The sequence below is a fragment of the Tranquillimonas alkanivorans genome (assembly GCF_900115595.1).
Lineage (GTDB): Bacteria > Pseudomonadota > Alphaproteobacteria > Rhodobacterales > Rhodobacteraceae > Tranquillimonas > Tranquillimonas alkanivorans.
The window spans coordinates 655,788-673,264 of record NZ_FOXA01000001.1; the positions used below are offsets into that span (position 1 = coordinate 655,788).

Genomic DNA, 17,477 nt, shown 5'->3' on the forward strand with positions numbered 1-17,477 from the left:
GGGAGGCACCATGAGCATCAAGGTCGCCGTCGTCGGCTTCGAGGAAGCATCGCGCGACTATTTCGAGGACCGGCTGCGCACCGACGAGGTGCACTTCGTGAACGCGATCAGCCGGGACGAGTGCATCATCCACGACTCTGATTACCCGTTCGAGGAACGGCTGGAAGCCGGCCACACCCGCATGGAGGATGCGGACGTGCACGCCGTCATCACCTACTGGGATTTCCCGGCCTCGATGCTGACCGCGTTCTTGGCCGAACGCGAAGGGACGCCCTATGCCAGCACGAGCGCCGTGTTGAAGTGCGAGCACAAGTACTGGTTCCGGCAGGAACAGGCCAAGGTCGTGGACACGCCCGCGTTCGCCTCGTTCAATCCCTTCGCTGACGATCCGCTGTCCGAGATCGGGATGGATTACCCCTTCTGGGTGAAGCCGGTGGTCGGCCACTCCTCGATGCTCGGGTTCGAGATCAAGAACGAGGACGACTTCAAAAAAGCGCTCGCCGAAATCCGCGAGGGGATCGAGCAGATGACCCGGCCCTTCCGCTACGCGATCGAACACGTCGACATGCCGCAGGAGCTCAAGGACAAGGGCACCTGCCTGTGCATGGCCGAAGAAATCATCTCGAAGGGCGAACAGTATACGCTCGAAGGCTACGTGCGGAACGGGAAGGTCTTCGTCTACGGCGTCGTCGCCTCGGTCCGGCACCCGAACGGGCACACCTTCTCCCGCTACCAATACCCCGCCAAGCTGGAGCAGGTGATCGTAGACCGCATGATCGAAACGACCGAGAAAATCATCGGGCAGATTGGCTTCGACGGCTCGCCGTTCAACATCGAGTTCTTCCACGACGAAGACGCCGACCGGCTGCACGTGGTCGAAATCAATTCGCGCCTCTCGCAGTCGCATTCGGACCTGTTCTACAAGGTCGATGGACAGACCCATCAGCAGATCGCGGTGAACCTGGCGCTCGACGAAGAGCCGGAATGGAAGCGCGGCGAGGGTGAGTTCAACGTCGCCGGAAAGTGCTTCCTGCGCTACTTCGAAGACGCCGTCGTAACGCGCGTGCCGACCGAGGCGGACATCGCCAAGGTGAAGGCAGAGATGCCGGACGTGCGCGTGGACTCGAACGTGGGCGAAGGCACGCGGCTGAGCGAACTGGAAGAGCAGGAAAGCTACAGCTACGAGGTTGCCGATATCTTCATAGGGGCCGACAGCGAAGAGGAGCTTCTGCGCAAGTATGATCGCGCGGTCGAGCTTCTGAACTATCAGTTCGAGGCGGTCTGAGGCGGGGCAGACGTGAGCGAGACGCTGTCCAGTGTTCTGCCCCGCGAGGTCGAGCAGGAGATCACGCGGCTGCTGCACGCGGTGTGCGACGCAAACCTGCGCCTCGCAACTGCCGAAAGCTGCACCGGCGGTCTGCTCGCGTCGCTCCTGACCGATGTGCAGGGCTGCGGCCACGCCTTCGACCGCAGCTTCGTCGCCTACACCGGCGCGGCGAAGCGCGAGATGCTGGGGGTCTCGGCCGCAACGCTCGAGCGATACGGGGCGGTCTCGCGCGCGGTCGCCATCGAGATGGCTGAAGGGGCGCTGAAGAACTCCGACGCCGACGTCGCCTTCGCCGTAACGGGGTTCGCCGGGCCCGGCGGCGACTGCGACGAAGAGGGACTAGTCCATTTTGCCTGTGCGCGAAAGGGACGAGACACGGTGCACGAAGAGGCGCATTTCGGCCCCGCCGGGCGCGGACAGGTGCGCCTTGAATGCGTCGGACGCATGGTCACAATGCTGCGGGAGATGCTGAAGTGAGAGCGATGGGTTCCAAAACCTTTTATTCCATGCACCGGCACGGCTTCGTCCGCGTCGCTACAAGCACGCCGCGCGTGAAGCCGGCCGACGTTGCCTTCAACCGCGACTCAGTGATCGAAGAGGCAAAGCGCGCCGACGCGGCGAACGTGGACCTCGTCGTCTATCCCGAGCTTTGCGTGTCGTCCTATGCCATCGACGACCTGCACATGCAGGACGCGCTGCTGGGTGCAGTTGACGAGGCGGTGGCGGACATCGTGGCGGCGAGCGAGACTTTGTCGCCCGTCCTTCTGATCGGCGCGCCGCTGCGGCACTCGGGGAGGCTCTATAATTGCGCGATTGTGGTGGCGCGGGGCGAGATCCTCGGCGTGGTGCCGAAGTCGTTCCTGCCGAACTATCGCGAATACTATGAGAAACGCTGGTTCGCCCATGGCCGCGACATCGCCGGTGAGATCATCAGGGTCGCGGGCCGCGAAGCGCCGTTCGGCAGTGACCTGATCTTCGAGGCGAGCGATCTTCCCGGCTTCGTGTTCCACGTCGAAATCTGCGAGGATTACTGGGCCCCGATCCCGCCATCCTCGTCCGCCGCGCTGGCCGGCGCCACGATCCTCGCCAACCTTTCGGCCTCGAACATCGTGATCGGTAAATCCGACGACCGGCACATGCTGTGCCGCGCCCAGTCCACCCGCGCCGTCGCCGCCTATGCCTATTCCGCCGCGGCTCCCGGTGAGAGCACCACGGATCTGGCGTGGGACGGGCAGGGGGCGATCTACGAGCTCGGTGACATGATGGCCGAGGCCGGGCGCTTCTCGCTCGAACCGCTTCTGACGGTGGCCGACATCGACACCGGGCGCATCTTGGGCGAGCGGATGCGGTTCGGCACCTTCAACGACGCGGCCGACCACTTGGGACGCCCCGAGCACGACTTCCGGCGGGTGACTTTCGAACACCAGCCGTCGATGGATGACATAGGCCTGATCCGCCCGGTCCGGCGCTTCCCGTACGTTCCGAACCGCAAGTCTCACTTGGATCAGGATTGTTATGAGGCGTTCAACATCCAGGTCGAGGGCTTGCGTCGGCGGCTGGAGGCAACGGGCTCGGAGCACATGGTCATCGGCGTGTCCGGCGGCTTGGACTCGACGCACGCGCTGATCGTAGCGGCAAAGGCCTGCGACCGGCTGGGCCTGCCGCGCGAGACGATCCTGGGCTTCACGATGCCCGGCTTCGCCACCGGCGAGGCGACGAAGGGCAACGCCTGGAAGCTGATGAACGCGCTTGGCATCAAGGCCGAAGAGATCGACATCCGCCCGGCCGCGACGCAGATGCTGAGCGACATGGGTCACCCTTTCGCGGGCGGCGAGCCGGTTTACGACGTTGCGTTCGAGAACGTGCAGGCGGGCTTGCGCACCGACTACCTGTTCCGGCTGGCGAACCAGCGGAAGGGGTTCGTGATCGGCACGGGCGACCTGTCCGAGCTGGCGCTGGGCTGGTGCACGTATGGCGTCGGCGACCAGATGAGCCACTACAACGTCAACGCGGGCGTGCCGAAGACGCTGATTCAGTACCTGATCCGCTGGACCGTCAGCTCGGGCCAGTTCGATGCCGAGACGGACAAGATCCTGACCTCTATCCTGAACACCGAGATTTCGCCTGAGCTGGTGCCGACGACCGAGGAAGAAGAGCTTCAGAGCACCGAGGACAAGATCGGTCCTTACGAGCTGAACGACTTCTTCCTGTTCCACATCATGCGCTACGGCCTGCCTCCGTCTAAGGTGGCATTCCTGTGCTGGCACGCCTGGAAGGACGTGAACGCCGGGCTCTGGCCCATCGGATTCCCGGAGACTGCGCGCAAGCAGTACGACCTCGCCACCATCCGCAAGTGGCTGGAGTCGTTCCTGTGGCGCTTCTTCGCCTTCAGCCAGTTCAAGCGGTCGGCCTTGCCGAACGGCCCGAAGGTCTCGGCCGGCGGTTCGCTGTCGCCGCGCGGCGACTGGCGCGCGCCGTCCGACGCGAGCGCGCAGCCGTGGCTGGACGAGTTGCGGCGGAACGTGCCGGACGCCTAGTCCGTAGCCGTGCGTGTGATCCTCGACACCAACGTCTTCGTCGGCGCAGGCTTCAATCGCGGCAGCGCATCGGCACGGCTTCTCGAGGCGGCGCGTGAGGGACGCCTGACGATCGTGTGGAGCGACGCGACCCGCCGTGAAACGCGCGCCGTGCTCACGCGCATCCCGCGGCTGAAGTGGGAGGATGTGGAGGCGTTGTTTCGCGACGAAGGACGGGTCGAGGCCGAGGTCTGGCCGGATGCCGATTTCGTGACCGACCCGCAGGATCGAAAGTTCGCCGCGCTGTCGATGGGGGCAGGGGTGCCGGTTGTCAGTTCCGACGACGACCTTCTGTCGCACAGCGACCGTCTGGACGTCGTGAAGCCGTCGGAGTTCCTGCGGCAGGTGGAAATCCCGGCCGACTGAGCGGCCGGGTGATCAATCTCACTCGCCGAGCGCGATGCCTTCGCGACGCGGATCGGCCCCGCCGACGAGGCTCCCGTTCTCGAACGCGATGGCGTGGAGACCGCTGGTCAGATCGCGCACGTTCGTCTCGAACCCGGCTTCTTGGAGCGGACCCTCAAGCTCGGTGGCCGTGGTCCCGTCCTCAAGGTCGTAGGTTCCGAACCGGTTGACGAGATGCGGCGCTGCCACGGCCTGCTGCGGGTTCATGTCCCAATCCACGTAGTTGATGATCGCCTGCGCGACGTAACCGATGATCCGGCTGCCGCCCGGCGAGCCGACGACCAGCAGCGGCGCCCCGTCCTGCATCACGATCGTAGGCGACATGGACGACCGCGGCCGTTTGCCCGGCTCCACCCGGTTCGCGATCGGATACCCTTCCTCATGCGTGGCGAAGGAGAAGTCGGTCAGTTCGTTGTTCAGCAGAAAGCCCCGCACGAACAGGCGCGAGCCGAAGCCATTCTCGATCGTCGTGGTCATCGAAAGCGCGTTGCCTTCACTGTCGACGATCGAGATGTGCGACGTCGAGGGGAACTCGATCGACCGGTCGTCGCCCCAAAGCTGCGCGTGGTCCCAGACCGGTTCGCCCGGCTGTACCTCGGTCAGCGCCTGATCCGGATTGAGCTGCTCTGCACGCAGCGAAAGGTAATCGGGTGCCACCAGCCCCTCCGTCGGCATGGGCACGAAGTCGCTGTCGGCCATGTACCGGCCCCGATCCGCGAAGGCGAGGCGCGAGGCGTCTCCGATCAGCGTCCAAGCCTGCGGGCTGTCGGGACCCATCGAGGCCAGCTCGAAGCTGTCGAGCATCCCGAGGATCTGCCCCACTGTCAGCGCGCCCGACGACGGCGGCCCCATGCCGCAGACATCCGTTTCGCGGTAGTCGGCGCAGACCGCCGGACGCTCGACCACGTCGTAGATCGCGAGATCGGTCATCGACAGCAATCCGCCCGCGTCCTGAACGGTCGCGATAATATCCTCGGCGATCGGGCCGGTATAGAACGCGTCGCTGCCGCTTTCCGCGATGGCGCGCAGAGTGTCTGCGTAGGCTTGGTTCGTCAGGGTCTCGCCGGCCTGGATCGGCTCACCATCCGGGTAGAAGTAGGCCGCCGTCGGCTCGAACCGCGGCAGCCGGTCCTCCGGCTCTTCGGCGACCAGCGTGGCGAGACGGGGAGATACGGTGAAGCCGCCTTCCGCAAGCTCGATCGCGTCGCCGAACAGCCCCGCCCACTCCTGATTGCCCCACATCTCGTGGACGGACTCGAGCAGGCGCGGCGTGCCGGGCGTGCCCACCGAGCGGCCGCCCACCACCGCCTCCCAGAAGTCCAGAGGCTCGCCCACGTCGTTCAGGAAGTATTCCGGCGTTGCGTCGAGCGGAGCCGTCTCTCGCCCGTCGATCGTCGTCAACTCACCGCTCTCGGCATCGTACCAGACCAGAAACGCGCCCCCGCCAAGGCCCGACGATTGCGGTTCGACCAAGCCGAGCACCGCCTGCACCGCCACCATCGCGTCGGCGGCGGTACCGCCGTTGCGCAGAACCTCGGCCCCGGCCTGCACCGCCAGAGGGTTGGCTGCGGCGACCATCCAGTCCTCGGCCATGACGGGCTCGCCCGCCATCTTTGCTTCCATCGATGCGGCGGCCGGGCCGGAGAGTCCGGGAAAATCACCGGTAGAGGTGCCTTCGGTCGTGACGGTATCGGCGGCCTGCTGCGCAAAGGCCGGCGCGGCAAGCAGCCCGGCGAACGCGATGTGAACGAGTCGCAACGGCATCGAAATCTCCCTTCATCTGAAAGGGACGATGATGAAGGAATAGGCCGACGACGCAAGGGAAGTGTCCTCGCATGGGCGTGCAACTTCATCAGCCCGCACCGGCGTTAAGCCGTCTTTCACGTCTCTCCTCTAACAGCCGCCTCGGGGTAACTGAGATTGGGGTAGGGACCATGGTTTCGCATGCGAATGCGCCGGTGATCATCCGGCGCAAGAAGGTTGTTGGCGGCGGCGGACATCACGGCGGCGCATGGAAGGTGGCGTATGCCGACTTCGTCACCGCGATGATGGCGTTCTTCATGCTGATGTGGCTGCTGAACGCCACGACCGAAACACAGCGGAAGGGCATCGCGGACTACTTTAATCCGACCATTGCCGTGAACCGGATTTCGGGCGGGGGCGACGGATCCTTCGGTGGCGACTCGGTCTTCTCCGAAGATGTTTTCTCGCGCAACGGCCTCGGGGCCACGGCGCGTCACCACGACCAGGGCGAACGTGCCCGAGGCGCCTCGGCACCCGGCTCGCACGGAGAGGCAGTCGGCGACGAGATGCGCGATCTCGCCGAGATCGAGGGCAAGCTGACCGCCCGCAGCGGCGAAAGCATGGTCAGCGAACATCTGCAGCGCCACATCGTGACGAAGCTGACGGACGAGGGACTGATCGTTGAACTCTTCGATCTGGAAGACGCACCACTGTTCGAAGGAAGCGAGGCGACGCCGCTACTCGAAGATCTGACATCTGTCGTTGCCGAGGTTTTTTTGCTGGCCCGGAACGACGTCGCGATCAAGGGCCATGCCAGCGCGGTGCCCGTCGTCAGGGCCGAGAACCCGGTTTGGGATATCTCCATCGCCCGTGCGCAAACCGTCCGCCACCTGCTCGAGCGGGACCTTCCACCGGCGCGCGTGAAGCGGGTCGAGGGTCACGCCGACCGCGTCCGGTCGATCAGCGACCCGATGGACGTCCGGAATAACCGGGTCGAGTTGATCCTGCTGCGCCACCGGCTCTGACGGCGTTAGCTGCGTGTTAAGTCTGAGAGGCTAGGGAGGAGGCGGGCCAGCAACGGCCCTGCAGAAGAAAGGACGCGGCATGTCGATCTCCTCCTCGCTTCAGGCCGGGGTATCCGGGCTGTCGGCCAACGCGACGCGGCTGGCCGGCATTTCGGACAACATCTCGAACTCGTCCACCAACGGCTATAAGCGGGTCCTGACCGACTTCCATTCAATGGTGCTGGATACCGGGTCGTCGCAGTACAGTGCCGGGGGCGTACGTACCACCACGCAACGGCTGATCAGCGAAGGCGGGCAAATTGTCGGCACGTCGAACCCGACTGATATCGCCGTCTCGGGCTTGGGCATGCTGCCCGTGACGTCCAGCGCGGCGCTGGAAAACGGCGAAGCCCCGCCGCCGCTGTCTCTCATGACCACAGGGGCTTTCAGACCTGATGTGAACGGGTTCCTGACCACCGCCTCCGGCATGGTCCTGACCGGCTGGCCGGCCGAACCCGACGGCTCGTTCCCGATGCCACGACGCGACACCGCCGCAGAGCTCGAGCCAGTTTCGGTCAGCCACAACCAGTTCGCGTCGAACCCGACCACCCGCATCGACATGGGCGTCAACCTGCCCGCCTCCGACACGACGGCGGGCGCGTCCGGCGACCCGCAGGAGCTGTCGATCGAGTATTTCGACAACCTAAGCGCCTCGCAGACCCTCGACATAGCCTTCACGCCCTCGGTGCCCGCCGCTGGCGCGTCCAACACCTGGACGATGAGCATCGCGGACAGTGCCTCGGGCGGTGCGGTGGTGGCTGAATACACGCTGGCCTTCGACGACGCGCCGGGCACCGGCGGCACCCTCGCCTCGGTGACGGCGGTGACCGGCGGCGCTTACGATCCCGCCACGGGGACCATTCCGCTCGCGGTGAACGGGCAGACCATTTCGATGCAGATTGGCGAACTCGGAAGCGCATCGGGCCTGACGCAGCTTAACGGGGACTTCGCCCCGACAACCCTGTCGAAGAACGGTTCGCCCGTGGGGAACCTTCTGGGCGTGGAGATAGACGAGACAGGCGTCGTCAGCGCAACATACGACACTGGCTTCGTGCGCCCGATTTACCGTGTGCCGCTTGCCGTGGTCGCGAACCCGGATGGGCTGACGGCCCACGACAACCAGACGTACACGCTGTCGAACGACAGCGGTACGTTCTACCTCTGGGACGCTGGTGACGGGCCGGCTGGCCGCACCATCGGCTATGCTCAGGAAGGCTCTGCCACAGACGTCGCGCGGGAACTGACGCATCTCATCCAGACGCAGCGCGCCTACTCGTCCAACGCGAAGATCATTCAGACGGTGGCGTTGTCATTGGCGTTCGCGACCGATTTGCCGGTCGAGATCTGTTCCTGCGTCTCGGCCAAGCGGCTGTTGATCGATTGGAGGTTCTGGAGCGCGGTCATCGCGCTCGTGTTCGTGAGAATGCTGGACATTGAAGGTTCCCTTTCAGTATCCGGCGCTTTGCGCCGTGTCCGGGCCGCACGAGCGGCCATTCCGGGCCTTTCTGACCTGAACGGGTGATGACCCGCTTGCCCCTAATGGGCGACCTCCGCCAACCTGAAGCGAGCTGCCTAATGTCATCCTAACGTGCGCCCCTAATTGGCTACAATTTTATCCCCTTCAAGCGCCCGCTTGTATCAAGGCTCATCGGAAGGGACTCGGGCTTGCGGTCGGTCGAGTAGACGAGGGCCACCTTCCGGCCGGCCAATGCCGCCAACCGCTTGCGGCCGTGCGAAATCCCTCGCGTTGCTGCCTCGGCCAGCTTCCGATTGCGATCGGAAAGCAGCTTCACCCGGTGCAGAACCGGCCCGCTGCAGGTCTTGGGCTCAAGCGAGCCAAGCAAGCGCTCTTTTTCGGCGGCGAGCACATCCAGCCGTTTCCAGTCAGCCTGGATCAGCGCCTGCTTTTCGTCCTCGAATAGGTTCAACAGCGCGGTGATTGGAGAATCGGTCATCCGCGCGATTTCAGCGCCTCGAAGAGTCGTTCGGCGATATCGACGTCCCCGCTCGCGACGAGTGCCCGCGCATGCTCGGTTCTGAGAAGGCCGGCGAATGCATCCTCGCCGGGGCCGCCGCCGAGCGCGTCCCGGGCTTCGCCGACACCAGCGTGCTTCAGCATCTCGCTCATGAACGAGACGGTGAGTTTTTTGGAAATCGACACATCTACGCCGGCTTTAGCGCGCTGAGTGCGGACGCTTGCAGAGCTTATAGGATCCATGGCTTTCCTCCTGGTCAGCGGGATCAAAGGCGAGATCAGTAAAAGATCGGTAACTTTCAGCCGGCAGAGTGCGGGAATGATCATTGGCGGCGATTCAGTTGGAGCCGGGTTGCTCCCCCTTCCCATCGTGGAGGCGGAAAGCACTCTCGGCGCCGGGCACAGGGCGCACCCCGCTGTGATCACGGCCCGATTCGACCTACCCGGTCTGAATATCAGCGGAATTTTAGGAGCACATGGCGAGTTGGCCCCTGACTCAGTGGAGAAAGGTGGCGCGGAGGACGAAAGCGGCTGGCATGATCTGTTTTCTGCTACCGAGACTTTGACCCGTCCGGCAGCATCGTCCGAGGAAAGGCCTGCGCCAGTGGAAGGCGAACAGCGATCAGCGAGACCCCAGAGAGGATTGGAGGGAGGCGTCCCGGAAGACGCATCAGGAGCCAACGTTGGCGTCGTGCCTGCTGTCACGCATGCCGTTGCAGCAGATGGGCGTGGTGAAATGGCGGATGCAGGCTGGTCGCGAAGGCCGGTAGCAAGTGCCGACGTGATATCTGCACCGTCGAGACCTTTGAACACCGATGCAGACCCGGAGCGATCGCAGCCTGATTCCGGCTCTCGTGGACGGCCGCGTACGCCTACTGGTGAAGCAGCGGAGCAGCCGGCGCTTACGAAGCAGAACTCGATGCATGCGCAGATTGCGTCGGAGCGACTGCAGATGGCGAGGCAGGTGCCGGTGGACCTTACGGCGGCAGGAGAGCGCCTCGCGGGGCCTGAGGGGCCACGGCATCCCGGTAAGGCGGTTCGACCTGACGACAGTCCTGCCGGGAGACAAGGCCCGCTACAGGCAGCTGCCCTCGGCACGGTGTCGGGCGCTGCGTGGAAAACGATACAGCAGCGGGATTCTGTCGATGTTCTGCGACGCGCTTATGATCGCGTCGACGGTGCCGCTGAAAACGACCTGTTAATCGTCCGTGGGCAAGAAAGCGGGCGAGCGAGCGGTGGCGTGCAGGGCGGCTCTAACCCGGTGATCCAGATATCTGAACTGCCGAAGGTTCTGGAGCGTCAGGTAGGGACCGTCGTGCAGGCGAGGGAGGTAGAACTTGAGGTCAAGCTTCACCCCGAAGAACTCGGGCGTGTGCGCATTTCAATGTCGACGGGCGATGGCGTGCTTCAGGTCCAGGTGATGGCCGAGCGGGAGGAGACGCTGTCTCTGCTGCGAAGACACGCTGACCTGCTCGGCGACGCTCTGGCCAGTGGTGGCTTCGAGAATGTCTCGTTCACGTTCAGCGAAGGCGACCGCAATGACGAGCAGCGCGATTCGTTGTGGTTAGCGGAGCTCGAAGAAAAGACGGTAACGTCAAGCGCAACGTACTCGCGCGGCGACCGCCTCGACATCAGGCTATGACGGAGGAGCCATGGAAATCGGGCCTGTGACACGGAGCACGACAGACGCAGTTCAAGGCACGCAGGTGAGTGGCGACTTCGAAGCGTTCCTGCGCATGCTGACGGTCCAAATGACGAACCAGGATCCGCTCGACCCGATCAAGTCGGAGGACTACGCCGTTCAACTCGCCACCTTCGCAGGCGTCGAGCAGCAGGTTCAGACAAACAATCTGCTGCGGGATCTCGTGTCTGGCATCGGCTCCGACCAGCTGTCGCGCATGGGGAACTGGATCGGGATGGAGGGGCGGGCGCCCGTGGCCGGCGCCTTCGACGGAAGCTCGGAGGTTGCTCTCGTGCTGCCCGCCGCGTCCGGAGGAAATCGGCATGAACTCGTTGTAACCGATACGTCGGGCGCCGTCGTGGACCGGCGCCCGGTGAACGGGGCAGGCGGACATTACCTCTGGGACGGCATTCCGCCCGAAACGTCGGCGGCACTGCCCGCCGGGCGGTACAGCTTCACCGTGTCGACCTTCGAGGGCGAGCACCAGATTGGGTCGGCTCCCGTCGATGTCTACGGAGAAATCGTCGAGGTCTCGATTGGCGAAAGCGGCCCGGAGATGGTGCTAGAAGGAGGTGTTCGGGTGGGCGTGGATGAGCTGAGTGGGTTGCGCAGGCCCGAGGCGGTTGAATAAGCGTCGGGTGCGGCTTCGTCTTGCAGCGGCACGTAAGGGAGCCTAGCGTCCGGCGTCATGCACGTGGAGCGAATGGTTGGCGCCGATGCGCCCCCTCGGGATATGCGCTTGGCATTGGAAGAGTCGGGGCTCGTCGATGCAGGGGCGGTGTGGCGGCGGCTCGGTGGGGGCAGGACCAATAAGTGCTGGGCGGCTCTCCGTGGTGACGACGTCCGGGTGTGCAAGCTGTCACTGAGCGCGGCACAAACCCCCTTGTTTCCCAACGATGCGCAGGTCGAGGCAACGGTCTTGCGTCATCTCACTAACACCGAGCTCGCGCCAACATTCCTCGGGTATCTCGAAACGTGCGATGGCGACTGCATCGTGTATCGCTATGTCTTCGGGTCGGAGGCTGCCTTGAAGGCTGCTGCCGCGATGCGCGCCCTGCGTAGGCTCCATCGATTGGCACCGCCGACGAACCTAAGGCGCGTCGCAGGGTCTTCCCGGGAGTTGCTGGCAGAGGCCGACGCGATGCTGACTTTCGCCGATGAAGATGGGTCGGAGCGTCTTCGGCTCCTGCGGCCGGAGGATCCCGGGATGCGACTGGGCGGGATGGCGTTCCTGCACGGTGACCCGGTTCCGGGGAACGTCATCCGAACTCCGGCCGGCCCGGTGCTCATCGATTGGCAGTGCCCGGCCGTCGGCAGCCCGATCCACGACATCGGCATGCTGTTGTCCCCGGCGATGCATGTCGTCAACGGGGCGCGCCCGCCCGGTCCCGCCGAAGAGACGCAAGCGCTTGCGGCATACGGTGATGCGGAGGTGGCGGCCACCTACCGGACGCTGGCCCCGATCCTGGCGTGGCGGATGGCAGCCTATTGCACGTGGAAGGCTGCGCGCGGGGATCGAAGCTATGAAGCCGGGCTCGAGGCCGAGCTGCGTCGCCTAAAACGCCTGCGCGATCAGGATCAGGCCACCCATTCCGGCCGCACCTAGGCCCACATACATTGCCACCTGCCTCGGATCCGGGCGCTGCTGCGCGGGGATCCCCTCCTGTTGGCGCAGAAGGGCGGCTTCGGCCAGTTGCGGAAGGCGGGGGCCGAAGCGGCCGAGCACCTGAACCGTTCGCGTCAGGTCCCTGAGCAATGCCTTCGGGCCGATATTGTCCTTGATGTAGTCCTCGACGACCGGCTGCGCGACGTTCCAGATGTTGATCTGGGGATAGAGAGACCGTGCCACTCCCTCGACCACGACCATCGTGCGCTGGAGCAGGATGAGTTCCGTCCGGGTCTCCATGCCGAAGCGCTCGGTCACTTCGAACAGGAAGTTGAGAAGGCGGCCCATCGAGATGTGCGAGGCGTCCATGCCGAAGATCGGCTCGCCGACCGAACGAAGCGCCCGTGCGAACTCGTCCACGTCGCGGTCGGCCGGAACATATCCCGCCTCGAAGTGAACTTCGGCGACGCGGCGGTAATCCTTGCGGATGAAACCATACAGGATCTCGGCGTAGACGCGGCGCGTGTATTCGTCCAGCCGGCCCATGATGCCGAAGTCCATGGCGACGATGTCACCGTTGGGCGCGATCTTCAGGTTGCCGTGGTGCATGTCGGCGTGGAAGAAGCCGTCTCGGAGCGCGTGCTGAAGAAACAGCCGCAGGACCCGCTCGCCAAGCGCCTTGCGGTCGTGTCCGGCGGCTTCGATCGCGGCGATGTCGTGGGCAGGGATGCCGGTGGCCCAGCCAAGCGTCATCACGCGCTTGGACGACAGGAACCAGTGCACCTGCGGGACCCGGAAGCCTTCGTCCTTGGCTGTGTTCGCCGCGAATTCGGCGGCCGACGAGCTTTCGAGCCGCAGGTCGAGTTCTGCCAGCACGACGCCTTCGAAGTGCCGGATCACCTCCATCGGGCGCAGGCGGCGTGCCGAGGGGGCTAGGATCTCGACCATGCGGGCGGCGAGGTAGAAGGCGTCGACGTCCTTGCGGAACGCCTGCTCGATACGGGGGCGCAGCACCTTGACGGCCACCTGTTCGCCGGTGTCGGCCAGACGCGCGCGGTGGACCTGCGCGATGGAGGCGGCGGCGATGGGCTCGCTAAATTCCGAGAAGATGCGGTCGACCGGCATCTCGAGTTCACGCTCGACCATGCGCCGGGCCTCGGCCACCGGGAAGGGCGGCAGCTTGTCTTGCAAGACTCGCAATTGCGCCGCCAGTTCTTCACCCACCACGTCGGGGCGGGTCGACATGATCTGCCCGAACTTGATGTAGGCGGGGCCGAGCGCCTGGAGCGCTCGAGTGGCCGGCGGAAGGCCCGGGTCGCCGCGATACCCCAACCAGGCGAACGGCCAGCCAAGGACACGGGCGACGAGCCGCAGGTGCGGCGGCGCGCGGAACGCGTCGAGCACCACGCCCATCGCACCGGTGCGTTCGAGCGTGGCGCCGGTGCGGACCAAGCGCCAGATGTTGTGAGGGCCCCTCACGTCAGAGCTTCCAGCCGGAATGCAGAGCGGCCACGCCCATCGTGAGGTTGCGATATTTCACCTCCTCGAACCCGGCGCCGCGGATCATGCCGGCGAAGGTCTCCTGGTCTGGAAACTTCCGAATCGATTCGACGAGGTACTGATAGCTGTTGCGATCCCGCGCCACGACCTGACCCATCGCCGGGATAACGTTGAACGAGTAACGGTCATAGGCCCATTGCATCGCCGGGTTCGGCAGCTGCGAAAACTCGAGCACCATGAGTCGCCCGCCGGACCTCAGCACGCGGAACGCCTCATCCAGCGCCTTCTCGGGGCGAGTGACGTTCCGGATCCCGAAGCTGATCGTGTAGACGTCGAAGCTGTTGTCTTCGAACGGCAGGGCCATCGCATCGCCTACCACCCAGTCGAGCCGGTCGGCCATGTGTTCTGCCTCGGCCCTCTGGCGGCCCGCGACCAGCATCGGCTCGGTCAGGTCGCACACCACGGCGGTGGCGGCCGGCGCGCGGCGCAGAAAGCGGAAGGCGATGTCGCCGGTGCCGCCCGCCACGTCGAGAAGGCGCTGGCCCCGCCGCGGGGCGAGCCAGTCCATCATCGCGTCCTTCCACAGCCGGTGGACGCCGCCCGACATCAGGTCGTTCATCACGTCGTAGCGCGACGCGACGCTGGAGAAGACGCCGTGAACGCGCCCCGCTTTTTCTTCTTCCGGCACTTCCTGAAAGCCGAAATGGGTCGTGCGGGGGCCGTCTGGCGTCGGATCGTCGGGCATGGGGGCTTGTAGTCCTTTGATGCTGGCCCTTCTTATAGGGCGCTCAAGTGGCGTTACAATCCGCAGCAGTCGCAGGTTCCCCAGCACATGCCCGAATTGCCCGAAGTCGAGACGGTCCGCCGCGGCCTCGCCCCCGTGGCCGAGGGCGAGGTGATCGCGCAGGCGCGCGTCAACCGCCCGGATCTGCGCTGGCCGTTTCCAGATCGGATGGCCGAACGGCTGACGGGGCAGCGGGTGGAGCGGCTGCGGCGGCGGTCAAAGTACATCCTCGCCGACCTCTCGGGCGGCGAGACGCTGATCGTGCATCTGGGGATGACCGGCCGCATGCTGATCTCGGGCGCTCCGGTAGGCGTGTTCCACCATGAACACCCGGCGCCGGAGAAGCACGATCACGTGGTACTCGACCTCGATTCCGGGGCGCGGGTGACCTTCAACGACCCGCGTCGTTTCGGCGCGATGGACCTGATCGAAACCCTTCGGGCGGACGAGCACTGGCTGCTGTCGGAACTGGGCCCCGAGCCCTTGGGCAACGCGTTCAACGAGGACTACCTTGTGGCGCGGCTGAAAGGCCGGATGACGCCGATCAAGTCGGCGCTCCTGGATCAGCGCGTGGTGGCGGGGTTGGGCAACATTTACGTGTGCGAGGCACTGTTTCGCACCGGCATCTCGCCCCTGCGCAAGGCCGGTCGGATCTCCGAGACGCGGCTGCGCACGCTCGTTCCCGTCATCCGTGACGTGCTGGCCGAGGCGATCGAGGCGGGAGGTTCGTCGCTGCGCGATTACCGGCAGGCAGACGGAGAACTGGGCTACTTTCAACACACCTTCCGCGTCTACGGCCGCGAGGGCGAGCCCTGTGTCGCGCCCGGCTGTGACACCGCCGTCGCCCGCGTCGTGCAGTCCGGACGCTCAAGCTTCTACTGTCGGTCGTGCCAAAGATAGCTTGATCCGGGGGGACAGACTGGTAAGGCTTCGCACCTGACGCTCACGACGGAAGCCGGAGACATGGCCTATAAGACGATCATCGTCGAAGTTGATGACCACGTCGCACTCATCAAGCTCAACCGCCCCGACGCGCTGAATGCGCTGAACAGCCAGCTTCTTGAGGAGCTGGGCCGCGCCCTGCGCGACGCCGAGGCGAACGAGAAGGTGCGCTGCATCGTCATCACCGGCTCGGAAAAGGCGTTTGCCGCCGGAGCGGACATCAAAGAGATGTCCGAGAAGAGCTTCGTCGACGCCTTCACGTCCGACCTCTTCGGACCCGAAAGCAACGCCATCGAACGGATCCGCAAGCCCATCATTGCGGCCGTGTCCGGCTATGCGCTGGGCGGCGGGTGCGAACTGGCGATGATGTGCGACTTCATCATCGCGTCGGACACCGCGAAATTCGGCCAGCCCGAGGTGAACCTCGGCGTGCTGGCGGGCCTTGGCGGGACGCAGCGACTCACCCGTTTCGTCGGCAAGTCGAAGTCCATGGAAATGCACCTGACCGGTCGCTTCATGGATGCCGAGGAAGCCGAGCGTTCAGGCCTTGTCTCCCGCGTGGTTCCGGCCAAGAAGCTGATGGAAGAGGCGATGAGTGCCGCACAGAAGATCACCGAGAAGTCGCTGCTCAGCACGATGGCGGTGAAGGAAGCGGTGAACCGGTCGTACGAGACGACTCTGCGTGAGGGCACGCTTCACGAGCGTCGGCTCTTCCATGCGCTGTTCGCCAGCGAGGACAAGGCAGAAGGCATGTCCGCCTTCCTCGACAAGCGCGAGGCGCAGTTCCGCGACAAGTAGTCAGCGGCCTCTGGCCACTTTCCTGTTTGCATTCGCCTGCGTCTGGGGTATTGAACGCGCCGAAATGCGCGTGGAGCCCGCTCAGGCTGGATTCGTCGGACGACTTCTCCGAGTCGGCTCCATTGCGTGAATTGCATGTGAAAGACCGGAGAAACCGACATGGCCAATACGCCCCAGTCCAAGAAGCGCGCCCGTCAGAACGAGCGGCGCTATGCTGTCAACAAGGCGCGCCGTTCCCGTATCCGCACCCACCTTCGCAAGGTCGAGGAAGCCATTGCTTCCGGCGACAAGGATGCCGCCGCAACCGCACTTCGCGCCGCCCAGCCCGAGCTGATGCGCGGCGTGACGAAGGGTGTCCTCCACAAGAACACCGCTGCCCGCAAGATGTCGCGACTTTCGTCGCGCGTGAAGGCGCTGGGCTGAGGGAATTCGTCAAGCTGCCGGACCAGGCTGGCAAGGCGCGCCTTTTGGGCGCGCTTTTTCGTCGAATTGTGCGCACCACGGGCAATCAGACGGATCGGGAGTCGCAGGCGCGGATTCGCCGACACACCCGATGAGTCAACCGCAGAGATCCGTTGCGCGGGAAGCGACGGCGTTGCTAGCTTGTCCCTGCGATTCATTTCGATCTGGGGGGACATGACGCAGCGGGTGGCCTAGCCTGACAAGATCGCCGGATCCTAACCGGCGCGTGCCTGGCGGCATCCGAGTGACGGAAGAGATCCGGGGCTCCATTGGGGGGAGCGTCGGTGAAGTGGCCGGAAAATGACCCGGCTGGACCGTCTCTGTTGCAAGTGTCCAATTTGCCGTGGCGAGCGGCTCGATGGAAACGACGATACCGGGTGCTGGCCGTGTCGTCGTGTCTGTCGAGGTCTGTGCCGTGGTGTCGTACGCCGTGATGGCGGGCACAGTGGCCGCGTGCCGCTGCGGAATGCCTGTTGCCGATCGGTGAGCGGGCCAGGTCGTAACGAGCCGCTGGTACTTGGGGATGGACCGTGGCCGCGGGGACGGTGGCGACGGTCGGCGTCGGGTGGAGTCTTCACTCGTCGTGGAACGAAAACGACAACGCGGGTCAGTGC

17 protein-coding genes and 1 pseudogene are annotated in these 17,477 nt (G+C 64.8%); 12 read left to right on the forward strand and 6 right to left on the reverse strand.

Features of this window, described 5'->3' with window-relative positions:
- The first annotated feature begins 10 nt into the window (after positions 1 to 10).
- From BM162_RS03315 to BM162_RS03330, 4 genes are read left to right on the forward strand one after another with little or no spacing between them, the layout of a single operon-like run.
- On the forward strand, positions 11 to 1,285 hold the full coding sequence (locus tag BM162_RS03315; protein ID WP_093417591.1) for an ATP-grasp domain-containing protein: 1,275 nt from the start codon (positions 11 to 13) through the stop codon (positions 1,283 to 1,285).
- A gap of 12 nt (positions 1,286 to 1,297) precedes the next feature.
- Complete coding sequence (locus tag BM162_RS03320) at positions 1,298 to 1,804, forward strand: CinA family protein (RefSeq protein ID WP_093417593.1); 507 nt, start codon at positions 1,298 to 1,300, stop codon at positions 1,802 to 1,804.
- A 5-nt stretch (positions 1,805 to 1,809) separates the two neighbouring features.
- Positions 1,810 to 3,864 carry an NAD(+) synthase gene (locus BM162_RS03325; RefSeq protein WP_093417596.1) on the forward strand — a complete coding sequence of 685 codons (2,055 nt, stop codon included), beginning with the start codon at positions 1,810 to 1,812 and terminating at the stop codon, positions 3,862 to 3,864.
- A 9-nt stretch (positions 3,865 to 3,873) separates the two neighbouring features.
- Positions 3,874 to 4,269 carry a PIN domain-containing protein gene (locus BM162_RS03330; protein ID WP_093417600.1) on the forward strand — a complete coding sequence of 132 codons (396 nt, stop codon included), beginning with the start codon at positions 3,874 to 3,876 and terminating at the stop codon, positions 4,267 to 4,269.
- Positions 4,270 to 4,287: 18 nt separating this feature from the next.
- Here BM162_RS03330 and ggt read toward each other — a convergent pair whose 3' ends face one another.
- Positions 4,288 to 6,072, reverse strand: a complete 1,785-nt coding sequence (gene ggt / locus BM162_RS03335; RefSeq protein ID WP_093417603.1) for a gamma-glutamyltransferase — start codon at positions 6,070 to 6,072, stop codon at positions 4,288 to 4,290.
- A gap of 71 nt (positions 6,073 to 6,143) precedes the next feature.
- On the opposite strand from ggt, the gene BM162_RS03340 reads away from it, so the two are divergent.
- Positions 6,144 to 7,076, forward strand: coding sequence for a flagellar motor protein MotB (locus BM162_RS03340; RefSeq protein ID WP_342741135.1), 933 nt, complete (start codon positions 6,144 to 6,146; stop codon positions 7,074 to 7,076).
- Positions 7,077 to 7,155: 79 nt separating this feature from the next.
- Positions 7,156 to 8,448: pseudogene (locus tag BM162_RS03345) on the forward strand (flagellar hook protein FlgE); the annotation flags it as partial.
- Here BM162_RS03345 and BM162_RS23545 read toward each other — a convergent pair.
- The 3 genes from BM162_RS23545 to BM162_RS23195 all read right to left on the reverse strand — a co-directional run bounded on the left by BM162_RS23545 (position 8,409) and on the right by BM162_RS23195 (position 9,417).
- Positions 8,409 to 8,609 (reverse strand): flagellin N-terminal helical domain-containing protein, encoded by a 201-nt coding sequence (locus tag BM162_RS23545; protein ID WP_369333197.1) that lies wholly within the window; start codon positions 8,607 to 8,609, stop codon positions 8,409 to 8,411. The pseudogene BM162_RS03345 and the gene BM162_RS23545 overlap by 40 nt on opposite strands.
- Before the next feature lie 110 nt (positions 8,610 to 8,719).
- On the reverse strand, positions 8,720 to 9,070 hold the full coding sequence (locus BM162_RS03350) for a hypothetical protein (RefSeq protein WP_093417610.1): 351 nt from the start codon (positions 9,068 to 9,070) through the stop codon (positions 8,720 to 8,722).
- The gene (locus tag BM162_RS23195) at positions 9,067 to 9,417 is read right to left on the reverse strand and encodes a chemotaxis protein chel (protein WP_245759153.1); all 351 of its coding nucleotides are present in this window, start codon (positions 9,415 to 9,417) and stop codon (positions 9,067 to 9,069) included. The genes BM162_RS03350 and BM162_RS23195 overlap by 4 nt, the downstream gene beginning before the upstream one ends.
- A gap of 592 nt (positions 9,418 to 10,009) precedes the next feature.
- On the opposite strand from BM162_RS23195, the gene BM162_RS22685 reads away from it, so the two are divergent.
- The 3 genes from BM162_RS22685 to BM162_RS03370 all read left to right on the forward strand — a co-directional run bounded on the left by BM162_RS22685 (position 10,010) and on the right by BM162_RS03370 (position 12,377).
- On the forward strand, positions 10,010 to 10,732 hold the full coding sequence (locus BM162_RS22685) for a flagellar hook-length control protein FliK (RefSeq protein ID WP_177215028.1): 723 nt from the start codon (positions 10,010 to 10,012) through the stop codon (positions 10,730 to 10,732).
- Between the two features lie 10 nt (positions 10,733 to 10,742).
- Complete coding sequence (locus tag BM162_RS03365; protein WP_093417615.1) at positions 10,743 to 11,402, forward strand: flagellar hook capping FlgD N-terminal domain-containing protein; 660 nt, start codon at positions 10,743 to 10,745, stop codon at positions 11,400 to 11,402.
- Between the two features lie 108 nt (positions 11,403 to 11,510).
- A complete protein-coding gene (locus BM162_RS03370; RefSeq protein WP_177215031.1) occupies positions 11,511 to 12,377 on the forward strand; it encodes a phosphotransferase in 867 nt (288 codons plus the stop codon).
- Here BM162_RS03370 and ubiB read toward each other — a convergent pair.
- Complete coding sequence (ubiB, locus tag BM162_RS03375; RefSeq protein ID WP_093417621.1) at positions 12,327 to 13,856, reverse strand: 2-polyprenylphenol 6-hydroxylase; 1,530 nt, start codon at positions 13,854 to 13,856, stop codon at positions 12,327 to 12,329. The genes BM162_RS03370 and ubiB overlap by 51 nt on opposite strands.
- A gap of 1 nt (position 13,857) precedes the next feature.
- Positions 13,858 to 14,622 carry a bifunctional demethylmenaquinone methyltransferase/2-methoxy-6-polyprenyl-1,4-benzoquinol methylase UbiE gene (ubiE, locus tag BM162_RS03380; protein ID WP_093417623.1) on the reverse strand — a complete coding sequence of 255 codons (765 nt, stop codon included), beginning with the start codon at positions 14,620 to 14,622 and terminating at the stop codon, positions 13,858 to 13,860.
- A gap of 87 nt (positions 14,623 to 14,709) precedes the next feature.
- Here ubiE and mutM point away from each other — a divergent pair, with 87 nt between their 5' ends.
- The 3 genes from mutM (at position 14,710) to rpsT (ending at position 16,824) form a co-directional block, all read left to right on the forward strand.
- Entirely contained in the window at positions 14,710 to 15,561 is an 852-nt protein-coding gene (gene mutM / locus BM162_RS03385; RefSeq protein ID WP_093417626.1) for a bifunctional DNA-formamidopyrimidine glycosylase/DNA-(apurinic or apyrimidinic site) lyase, read from the forward strand.
- A gap of 63 nt (positions 15,562 to 15,624) precedes the next feature.
- On the forward strand, positions 15,625 to 16,401 hold the full coding sequence (locus tag BM162_RS03390; protein WP_093417627.1) for an enoyl-CoA hydratase: 777 nt from the start codon (positions 15,625 to 15,627) through the stop codon (positions 16,399 to 16,401).
- A 159-nt stretch (positions 16,402 to 16,560) separates the two neighbouring features.
- Complete coding sequence (rpsT, locus tag BM162_RS03395; RefSeq protein WP_093417630.1) at positions 16,561 to 16,824, forward strand: 30S ribosomal protein S20; 264 nt, start codon at positions 16,561 to 16,563, stop codon at positions 16,822 to 16,824.
- The last annotated feature ends 653 nt before the right edge of the window (positions 16,825 to 17,477 follow it).